Consider the following 9,244-nt stretch of genomic DNA (forward strand, 5'->3'; position numbering starts at 1 on the left):
TAACTTGACATACTCTCGACATGCCTCAGCCCTCTAAAACCACATGCCCAACCCGGCATGGGTTGGCCGCTTAATCTCTCAGTCATTTGGCGCCAGGCGCCGCGTTTCTTTAGAGGTCTTACCGGCTACACCTACAGTGAAGGAACCGGGCCCCTAGAAAAGAGCGCTGCTTTATACCAGAAAGACTGGGGTGCAACAACTTTCCGTGTGCAATCAATCCACAAAAAGGCGCAAATACTGCCCGCAAGTGCCTTGGATAAAGGCTGGCACGGGTTTTTACCACTCGTCGCAGAAAAGCGCTCATACGCCCGATTAGGGCTCGTCGCTGCGACGATCACCCACCGACACGGCAGAAAACCGCGCCCAAAAAATACAAAAGGGGATAGTCATTTGCAATCGCGACCTCTAGGGTAGGACTTTTCCAGACTGCACTTGCAGATGGGCCTTCGATCTGTAAAGGGAAACCGACCATGCGCCTCGCTGCCCTACCCCTGTTGCTCGCCCCGCTCCTGCTGAGCCCTCTGGCCCAGGCCGCCGCGCTGAGCGTCTGCACCGAGGCAAGCCCTGAAGGCTTCGATGTGGTGCAGTACAACTCGCTGACCACCACCAACGCTTCGGCCGATGTGCTGATGAACCGCCTGGTTGATTTCGACACCGCCAGCGGCAAGGTCATTCCGAGCCTGGCCGACAGCTGGGAAGTCAGCACGGACGGCCTGACTTATATCTTCAAACTGCACCCGCAGGTCAAATTTCATACGACCGAATACTTCAAGCCATCCCGCGAGCTGACTGCCGAAGACGTCAAATTCAGTTTCGACCGCATGCTCGACCCGGCCAATCCGTGGCACAAAGTGGCCCAAAGCGGCTTCCCTCACGCGCAATCGATGCAGTTGCCAGCGCTGATCAAGAAGATCGACGCGCTGGACCCGCTCACCGTACGTTTCACCCTTGATCACCCGGACTCGACCTTTCTGGCGACTCTGAGCATGGGATTCGCCTCGGTCTACTCCGCCGAATACGCTGACAAACTGTTGAAGGCAAACGCCACCGACAAGCTCAACAGCCAGCCAATCGGTACCGGGCCGTTTATCTTCACGCGATTCCAGAAAGACGCCGCGGTCCGTTACAAGGCTAACCCGGACTACTTCCGTGGCAAGCCAGCAGTGGATCCGCTGATCTTCGCGATCACGCCAGATGCAAACGTGCGCCTGCAAAAATTGCGACGCAATGAGTGCCAGATTGCCCTGTCGCCGAAGCCCCTGGACGTACAGACAGCGCAGAAAGAGCCGACGCTGAAAGTCGAAAAAACTGACGCGTTCATGACCGCCTTCGTCGGCATCAACAGCCAGCACCCGCCGCTGGACAAACCGGAAGTCCGTCAGGCGATCAACCTTGCCTTCGACAAGACCAATTACGTCAAAGCCGTGTTCGAAGACACCGCTGAAGCGGCCAACGGGCCTTACCCGCCGAACACTTGGAGCTACGCGAAAAGCCTTCCGGGCTACCCATACGACGTGGCGAAAGCCAAGGCGCTGATGACCAAGGCCGGTTTGAAGGACGGTTTCCAGACCACGATCTGGACCCGCCCATCAGGCAGCCTGCTCAACCCCAATCCGAGCCTTGGCGCACAGATGTTGCAATCGGACCTGGCGGAGATCGGCATTCAGGCGGAAATACGTGTGATCGAATGGGGCGAGCTGATTCGCCGCGCCAAGGCTGGCGAGCATGATCTGTTGTTCATGGGCTGGGCCGGCGACAACGGCGACCCGGACAACTTCCTCACGCCGCAGTTTTCCTGCGCCGCGGTCAAGTCCGGCACCAACTTCGCCCGTTACTGCAACGCCGATCTCGACAAGCTGATCAGCGCCGGCAAAACCACCAGCGAACAAGGCGTACGCACCAAGCTCTACGAGCAAGCACAGGCGCAGATTCAGCAGCAGGCATTGTGGCTACCGCTGGCGCACCCGACGGCGTCTGCACTGACGCGTAAAGACGTCCAGGGTTACTCGGTAAGCCCGTTTGGCCGGCAGGACTACTCCAGGGTCACCCTGAAGTAATCGCAACAACACAATACCTGTGGGAGCTGGCTTGCCAGCGATAGCGGAATTTCAGGCAGCACTAGTGCCGGATTTGCCGCCGTCATCGCTGGCAAGCCAGCTCCCAAAGGGTTTTGCATTTCCTTAAGATCTACATCCAGCCGCACTCCGCCATCGACAACGGCTCACCCTCCCCGACGATGAAGTGATCGAGCACCCGCACATCGATCAGGTCCAGGGCCTTCTGCAAACGCTTGGTCAACAGGCGATCCGCCTGACTGGGGTCGCTGTTCCCCGACGGGTGGTTGTGACAGAGAATCACCGCCGCTGCGTTGTTTGCCAAGGAACGCTTCACCACTTCCCGTGGGTGCACGCTGGTGTTGTCGATGGAGCCGCGAAACAGCGCCTCGAACGTCAGCACTTGATGCTTGGAGTCCAGAAAAAGACAACCAAACACCTCGTGTGGCTCGTGGCGCAGCATCGATTTGAGGTAATCGCGAACCGCCTGCGGATTCTCCAGTGCGGGTTTCTTGCGCATGCGTTCGGCCAGATGCCGGCGACTCATTTCCAGCACCGCCTGCAACTGGGCGAACTTCGCCGGCCCCAACCCCAATTCCATGCTGAACGCCGCAAGATCGGCCTCCAGTAATGCGCGCAGGCTGCCGAATTGATTCAACAGGTGTCGCGCAAGATCCACCGCGCTTTTTCCAGTCACCCCGGTGCGTAAAAAGATCGCCAGCAATTCAGCGTCTGAAAGACTTCCCGAGCCTTGTTCAAGTAGCTTCTCCCGCGGGCGTTCTGCCGCAGGCCAATCGCGAATACTCATACACTTTCCCTGTCTGTGGGCGCCGCTGTTCCGTAGCGGTCGCTGTGATATCGTAGCCCATCTTTTTTGCGGGCGAATTCACCCTGGGGAGGGGGTTTCGCCACGTATGTCACCCACGAAATGAAAGGCAGACCTATGCAGCGGCTGTATCGGAAACGCATCGTTCTGGGCGTCGGCGGCGGCATCGCTGCCTACAAGAGCGCCGACCTGGTTCGTCGCCTGATCGACCAGGGCGCCGAAGTGCGCGTGGTCATGACCCACGGCGGCGCCGAATTCATCACCCCGCTGACCATGCAGGCCCTGTCGGGGCATCCGGTTCACCTGGATTTGCTCGACCCGGCCGCCGAAGCGGCGATGGGCCACATCGAACTGGCCAAGTGGGCTGATCTGGTACTGATCGCCCCGGCCACCGCCGACCTGCTCGCCCGCCTGGCCCAAGGCATCGCCAATGATCTGCTGACCACGCTGGTGCTGGCCACCGACGCCGTCGTGGCGGTCGCTCCGGCCATGAATCAAGCGATGTGGCGCGACCCCGCGACCCAGGCCAACCTGCAACTGCTTGAAAGCCGTGGCCTGAAGACGTTCGGCCCGGCCTCCGGCAGCCAGGCCTGCGGCGACGTCGGCATGGGCCGCATGATGGAAGCCACCGATCTGGCCCAATGCGCGGCGGACTGCTTCCAGCGTCAGGCGCTGACCGGCAAGCACGTCGTCATCACCGCCGGCCCGACTCAGGAAAACATCGATCCGGTGCGCTATATCACCAACCACAGCTCCGGAAAAATGGGTTTCGCCCTGGCCGAAGCGGCGGTGGAAGCCGGCGCCCGGGTCACCCTGATCAGCGGCCCGGTACACCTGCCGACTCCGGATCGCGTCACGCGCATCGACGTGGTCAGTGCCCGCGACATGCTAGCGGCGTGCGAATCCGTAATCCCTTGCGATGTGTTCATTTCCTCGGCTGCGGTTGCGGATTACCGCCCGGAAGTCATCGCCCCGCAAAAACTCAAGAAAGATCCTACGAGCGGCGACGGCTTCGTCCTGCAAATGGTGCGCAACCCAGACATCCTGGCCACCATCGCAACCCGTCCCGACCGTCCGTTCAGTGTCGGCTTCGCCGCCGAGACCGAACATCTGCTCGACTACGCTGCACGCAAGCTGAAGGACAAGAATCTCGATTTGATCGTCGCCAATGACGTCGCCAACCCGAGCATCGGATTCAACAGCGAAGAAAACGCCTGCAGCGTAATTGACCGTGAGCTTCATGCCACGGTTTTCGCTCAGACCAGCAAGAGCAAGATCGCTCGCCAACTGGTCACTTTTATCGCCGAACGTCTGAACCAGGTTTAATTTACATGCACGCTTTGCAAGCCAAGATCCTCGACCCACGCATCGGTACTGAATTCCCGCTGCCGCAATACGCCACCCCGGGCTCCGCCGGCCTCGACCTGCGCGCCATGCTGGAGCAGGACATCGTGATCAAGCCGGGTGAAACCGTGCTAATCCCCACCGGCCTGTCGGTTTACATCGGTGACCCGAACCTCGCTGCGCTGATCCTGCCGCGCTCGGGCATGGGCCACAAACACGGCATTGTGTTGGGCAACCTCGTTGGCCTGATCGACTCTGATTACCAGGGCCCACTGATGGTTTCGTGCTGGAACCGTGGCCAGACCGACTTCACCATGACCGTCGGCGAACGCTTGGCGCAACTGGTGCTGGTGCCGGTGGTACAGGCGCATTTCGAAATGGTTGAAGAGTTCGTCGAAACCGAGCGCGGCACCGGTGGTTTTGGCCATACCGGCACTCAGTAATTCGTGTGGGAGCCATGCCATTCGCACTGTCATGGCCCTTTCATGCCACGAACTCTCTGCGGAAAACGCCGTCATACCCTTCAGTTTGAGCTTGCCGTCGAATGAGTCGTCGGTCTGTCCAGTCACTTTTGAGATGGAGCATTTCCGCAGATGACCACCCCAGCCAAAACTGCCCCGAAGCTGCCTGATAGCATCTTCCGCGCCTATGACATTCGCGGCACCGTGCCGGAATTCCTCAATGCCGAAACCGCTTACTGGATCGGCCGCGCCGTCGGCTCGCAGAGCATCGCCCAAGGCGAGCCAAATGTATCTGTCGGTCGCGACGGTCGTTTGTCCGGCCCAGAACTGGTCGCCGAACTGATCCGCGGTATCGCCGAGAGTGGCTGCCACGTCAGCGATGTCGGTCTGGTGCCGACGCCGGCGCTGTACTACGCCGCCAACGTCCTGGCCGGCAAGTCCGGCGTGATGCTCACCGGCAGCCATAACCCGTCGAACTACAACGGTTTCAAGATCGTCATCGCCGGCGACACCCTCGCCAACGAACAGATCCAGGCCCTGCACGAGCGCCTCAAGACCAACAACTTGAGCACCGGCACCGGCAGCGTGACCCAGGTCGAGATCCTCGACCGCTACAACACCGAGATCGTCCAGGACATCAAACTGGCCCGACGCCTGAAAGTCGTGGTCGACTGCGGCAACGGCGCGGCCGGCGTGATAGCCCCGCAACTGATCGAAGCGCTGAACTGCGAAGTTATCCCGCTGTTCTGTGAAGTCGACGGCAATTTCCCCAATCACCACCCGGATCCGGGCAAGCCGGAAAACCTCGTCGACCTGATCGCCAAGGTCAAGGAAACCAACGCTGACATCGGCCTGGCTTTCGACGGCGACGGCGACCGTGTAGGCGTGGTGACCAACACCGGCAGCATCGTTTTCCCGGATCGCCTGCTGATGCTGTTCGCCCGTGACGTGCTGGCGCGCAACCCGGACGCGGAAATCATCTTCGACGTCAAATGCACCCGTCGCCTGGTACCGCTGATCAAGCAATACGGTGGTCGGCCGCTAATGTGGAAGACTGGTCATTCGTTGATCAAAAAGAAAATGAAACAATCCGGCGCGCTGTTGGCCGGTGAAATGAGCGGGCACATCTTTTTCAAGGAACGCTGGTTCGGTTTCGACGACGGCATCTACAGCGCCGCGCGGCTGCTGGAGATCCTCAGCAAGGAAAAATCCACCGCGGAGGAGCTGTTTGCGACCTTCCCGAACGATATTTCTACGCCGGAAATCAATATCCATGTGACCGAAGAGAGCAAATTCAGCATCATTGATGCATTGCACGACGCGCAGTGGGGCGCAGGCGCTGACCTGACCACCATCGACGGCGTGCGAGTCGACTACGCCAAAGGCTGGGGCCTGGTGCGCGCGTCCAACACCACACCGGTGCTGGTGCTGCGCTTCGAGGCCGATGACGAGGCTGAATTGCAGCGCATCAAAGATGTGTTCCACGCCCAACTGAAACGCGTTGCACCTGATCTCCAACTACCGTTCTGATCCACCCGGAGCCCTGAATGACCCTCGAACGCGAAGCCGCCGCCAACACTGCCAAGGTCCTGTCCGAAGCACTGCCTTACATCCGACGTTATGTCGGCAAGACTCTGGTGATCAAATACGGCGGCAACGCGATGGAAAGCGAGGAGCTGAAAACCGGCTTCGCCCGCGACATCGTGCTGATGAAAGCCGTGGGTATCAATCCGGTAGTCGTGCACGGCGGTGGCCCGCAGATCGGTGACCTGCTCAAGCGGCTGTCGATCGAGAGCCACTTCATCGATGGCATGCGCGTGACTGACGCGCAAACCATGGACGTCGTGGAAATGGTCTTGGGCGGTCAGGTCAACAAAGACATCGTCAACCTGATCAACCGTCACGGCGGCAGCGCCATCGGCCTGACCGGTAAAGACGCCGGGCTGATTCGTGCGAAGAAGCTCACCGTCACCCGCCAGACGCCAGAGATGACCCAGCCGGAAATCATCGACATCGGCCAAGTGGGCGAAGTGGTCGGGATCAACACCGAGTTGCTGAACCTTCTGGTCAAAGGCAATTTCATCCCGGTGATTGCGCCAATCGGTGTGGGTGAGAACGGCGAGTCGTACAACATCAACGCCGATCTGGTGGCCGGTAAAGTTGCCGAAGCGCTGAAAGCCGAGAAGTTGATGCTGCTGACCAACATCGCCGGCCTGATGGACAAGTCAGGCACGGTCCTGACCGGCCTGAGCACCCAGCAGGTCGACGATCTGATCGCCGACGGCACCATCTACGGCGGCATGCTGCCAAAGATCCGCTGCGCACTGGAAGCGGTTCAGGGCGGTGTTGGTAGCTCGCTGATCATCGACGGGCGCGTGCCGAACGCGATCCTGCTGGAAATCTTCACCGACACCGGTGTCGGCACGCTGATCAGCAATCGCAAACGTCCCTGATAGCTGAAACGCAAAAGATCGCAGCCTGCGGCAGCTACTACAGGAACTTCATTTGTATGAAGCCCTGTAGGAACTGACGAAGTCTGCGATCTTTTTTGTGCGCGCAAGAAACGTCTTACCTAACTCTGCGAAACGTCCGACATCCACTCAGAACAAATCTCCCTAGGATCTTCCTCCACACCATAGGAGATTTACCCCATGCAAAAAGACCACGTTCCATACGGCAGTGATATTTCAGCAGGTACCTACGCGTGCGTAGATTGCGGTCGAGAGTATTCGGGCACATCGAAAACTTCTATGCCGCCCTGCCCCGATTTTTCCGAAGATTCGCATCCCCTCAAGGGCTGGAAGGTCTTATCCGGACAAGGTGATGCGCCCCAGGACCCGTATCCGGAAAACACCGAACAACCGGCCGGCCGCCAATAACACCGGAGCGCTTGAGCCATGCAGATCTCGTTTACGATCGACGCCGACGCTTTCGAGCAGGAACAAAAGGAACCGGTGAAAAAGACCTTGCGCATTGGCGACGCGGAAATCGCTCACGCCCTCCAGCGCATCGCCAAGGCCAGCTTGACCGAGTACCTGAAGATGCTGGTGGAGGGCGGCATGCCCAGTCGGGCCGATGAGGCCAAACAGGATCGCCTGCTCTATCTGATTCAAAGCTACTTCGGGCAAACATTGCCGACCGAATCGCAGATCTCGACGATCTTCCAGTTGACGCAGAGCCAGAGCAAAACCCTGCTGAAAAACACGGTTTCACGCTTTCGTAATCAGCTCGACGACATCCTGCAGCACAGCATGCGCGCGGTGGTCGAATCGGCCGAACATGCGCAAACCGTGTATCTGGTGGTCATCAGCTCCGACGTGATCCGTGATGAGCTGAATATGCTGATCACGCAAAACCAGCCGACATTCAAACCCATCACCAAACGCAAGGGCAGCGCTGGGCAGTTTGAAATCAGCGAGGACTCTCACGACTTGTTGTGCACGACGCTGGGACTCAATGCCGTTCAGTGACATCGTCGCGGTCAGTGGTTTGCTACTGACCCTGACCACCTTCATGTTCAATCTGGCGTGGCCCAAGCTGAATGAGGCGTTGGCGCTGGACGAGCACCTGTCAGGGCTTCAGGCCAGAAAGCGCAGCAGGCAAAAGATCATGGGGACTTTATTAAGCTGTGCGGTGCCGCTGACATGCGCCTTTGCAGCGCTGTTTTACGTCAACCTGCCTGCCGCTGTGCGAATCATTGGTACCAGCACGCTGGATCTGTGGGATTTCGACATCGATCGTACGCTGTACGTGATGGTGGTCCTGGCGCTGCTGCTATTCGCGCTGTTCAACGCAGGATTGATGCTCAAACTGTTCGGAAAATGGCGAAATCTGCGTTAACAAAACCCCTGTAGGAACTGCCGAGGGCTGCGCCTACAGGGGAATTGCAACAGACGCCGAATCGGGCGCCGCGTTAAACGCCGAACTGGGCGCGGTACGCTTCCACGGCTGGCAAATGTTGCTTGAGCTGCGGATCGTCAGCGAGGAATTCCAGAACTTGATTCAACGAAACGATACTGATTACCGGAATACCAAAGTCGCGCTCTACTTCCTGGATCGCTGACAACTCACCGTTGCCACGCTCTTGACGGTTCAGCGCGATCAGCACGCCGGCTGCCTTGGCACCGTCTTGGGACGCGATGATCTGCATGACTTCGCGGATCGCGGTACCGGCGGTGATCACGTCGTCGATGATCAGCACGTCGCCGGTCAGCGGAGCGCCAACCAGACTGCCGCCTTCGCCGTGGGCCTTGGCCTCTTTGCGGTTGAAGCACCATGGCAAGTCACGGTCGTGATGCTCGGCCAGCGCGACGGCAGTGGTCGCCGCCAACGGGATGCCTTTGTAGGCCGGGCCAAACAGCACGTCGAAGGAGATGCCGCTTTCGGCAATGGCTGCGGCGTAAAACCGCCCCAACTGCGCCAGGGCCGAACCCGAGTTGAACAGGCCGGCATTGAAGAAGTAAGGACTGGTGCGCCCGGACTTCAGGGTGAACTCACCGAAGCGCAAAACGCCGCGATCTATTGCATAAAGTATTAATTATCTCTTATTCGGTTTCATT

General features: G+C 59.0%; 9 protein-coding genes and 1 pseudogene. 8 read left to right on the forward strand and 2 right to left on the reverse strand.

Annotated features, from left to right (window positions below; all coding sequences use genetic code 11):
- Positions 1-470: 470 nt before the first annotated feature.
- Complete coding sequence (locus tag ACIQVE_RS28520) at positions 471-2,057, forward strand: ABC transporter substrate-binding protein (protein WP_402815126.1); 1,587 nt, start codon at positions 471-473, stop codon at positions 2,055-2,057.
- A gap of 130 nt (positions 2,058-2,187) precedes the next feature.
- Here the strand turns inward: ACIQVE_RS28520 and radC are convergent, their stop codons facing one another.
- A complete protein-coding gene (gene radC, locus ACIQVE_RS28525; protein ID WP_402815129.1) occupies positions 2,188-2,862 on the reverse strand; it encodes a DNA repair protein RadC in 675 nt (224 codons plus the stop codon).
- A gap of 135 nt (positions 2,863-2,997) precedes the next feature.
- Here radC and coaBC point away from each other — a divergent pair, with 135 nt between their 5' ends.
- The 7 genes and pseudogenes from coaBC to ACIQVE_RS28560 all read left to right on the forward strand — a co-directional run bounded on the left by coaBC (position 2,998) and on the right by ACIQVE_RS28560 (position 8,525).
- Entirely contained in the window at positions 2,998-4,206 is a 1,209-nt protein-coding gene (gene coaBC / locus ACIQVE_RS28530) for a bifunctional phosphopantothenoylcysteine decarboxylase/phosphopantothenate--cysteine ligase CoaBC (protein WP_402815132.1), read from the forward strand.
- A 5-nt stretch (positions 4,207-4,211) separates the two neighbouring features.
- Positions 4,212-4,667, forward strand: coding sequence for a dUTP diphosphatase (gene dut, locus ACIQVE_RS28535; protein ID WP_402815135.1), 456 nt, complete (start codon positions 4,212-4,214; stop codon positions 4,665-4,667).
- Between the two features lie 171 nt (positions 4,668-4,838).
- A pseudogene (locus ACIQVE_RS28540) lies at positions 4,839-6,215 on the forward strand (phosphomannomutase/phosphoglucomutase); the annotation flags it as partial.
- Positions 6,216-6,232: 17 nt separating this feature from the next.
- Positions 6,233-7,138 (forward strand): acetylglutamate kinase, encoded by a 906-nt coding sequence (gene argB, locus ACIQVE_RS28545; protein WP_402815139.1) that lies wholly within the window; start codon positions 6,233-6,235, stop codon positions 7,136-7,138.
- A gap of 198 nt (positions 7,139-7,336) precedes the next feature.
- Positions 7,337-7,564, forward strand: a complete 228-nt coding sequence (locus tag ACIQVE_RS28550) for a hypothetical protein (protein ID WP_402815142.1) — start codon at positions 7,337-7,339, stop codon at positions 7,562-7,564.
- Between the two features lie 18 nt (positions 7,565-7,582).
- Positions 7,583-8,155, forward strand: a complete 573-nt coding sequence (locus ACIQVE_RS28555) for a hypothetical protein (RefSeq protein ID WP_402815144.1) — start codon at positions 7,583-7,585, stop codon at positions 8,153-8,155.
- The gene (locus ACIQVE_RS28560) at positions 8,142-8,525 is read left to right on the forward strand and encodes a hypothetical protein (protein WP_402815147.1); all 384 of its coding nucleotides are present in this window, start codon (positions 8,142-8,144) and stop codon (positions 8,523-8,525) included. The genes ACIQVE_RS28555 and ACIQVE_RS28560 overlap by 14 nt, the downstream gene beginning before the upstream one ends.
- A gap of 73 nt (positions 8,526-8,598) precedes the next feature.
- Here ACIQVE_RS28560 and pyrE read toward each other — a convergent pair whose 3' ends face one another.
- Positions 8,599-9,219: an orotate phosphoribosyltransferase gene (gene pyrE, locus ACIQVE_RS28565; RefSeq protein WP_402815152.1), complete on the reverse strand. Its 621-nt coding sequence runs from the start codon at positions 9,217-9,219 to the stop codon at positions 8,599-8,601.
- Positions 9,220-9,244: the final 25 nt, after the last annotated feature.

The sequence above is a fragment of the Pseudomonas sp. NPDC098747 genome (assembly GCF_044760045.1).
In the GTDB taxonomy this organism is placed as follows: Bacteria; Pseudomonadota; Gammaproteobacteria; order Pseudomonadales; family Pseudomonadaceae; genus Aquipseudomonas.

What these genes read in the sequence shown, in the direction of transcription:
- ACIQVE_RS28520 (WP_402815126.1), top strand. Translation starts at nt 471, where the DNA reads ATGCGCCTCGCTGCCCTACCCCTGTTGCTCGCCCCGCTCCTGCTGAGC.
- radC (WP_402815129.1), bottom strand. Translation starts at nt 2,862, where the DNA reads ATGAGTATTCGCGATTGGCCTGCGGCAGAACGCCCGCGGGAGAAGCTA.
- coaBC (WP_402815132.1), top strand. Translation starts at nt 2,998, where the DNA reads ATGCAGCGGCTGTATCGGAAACGCATCGTTCTGGGCGTCGGCGGCGGC.
- dut (WP_402815135.1), top strand. Translation starts at nt 4,212, where the DNA reads ATGCACGCTTTGCAAGCCAAGATCCTCGACCCACGCATCGGTACTGAA.
- argB (WP_402815139.1), top strand. Translation starts at nt 6,233, where the DNA reads ATGACCCTCGAACGCGAAGCCGCCGCCAACACTGCCAAGGTCCTGTCC.
- ACIQVE_RS28550 (WP_402815142.1), top strand. Translation starts at nt 7,337, where the DNA reads ATGCAAAAAGACCACGTTCCATACGGCAGTGATATTTCAGCAGGTACC.
- ACIQVE_RS28555 (WP_402815144.1), top strand. Translation starts at nt 7,583, where the DNA reads ATGCAGATCTCGTTTACGATCGACGCCGACGCTTTCGAGCAGGAACAA.
- ACIQVE_RS28560 (WP_402815147.1), top strand. Translation starts at nt 8,142, where the DNA reads ATGCCGTTCAGTGACATCGTCGCGGTCAGTGGTTTGCTACTGACCCTG.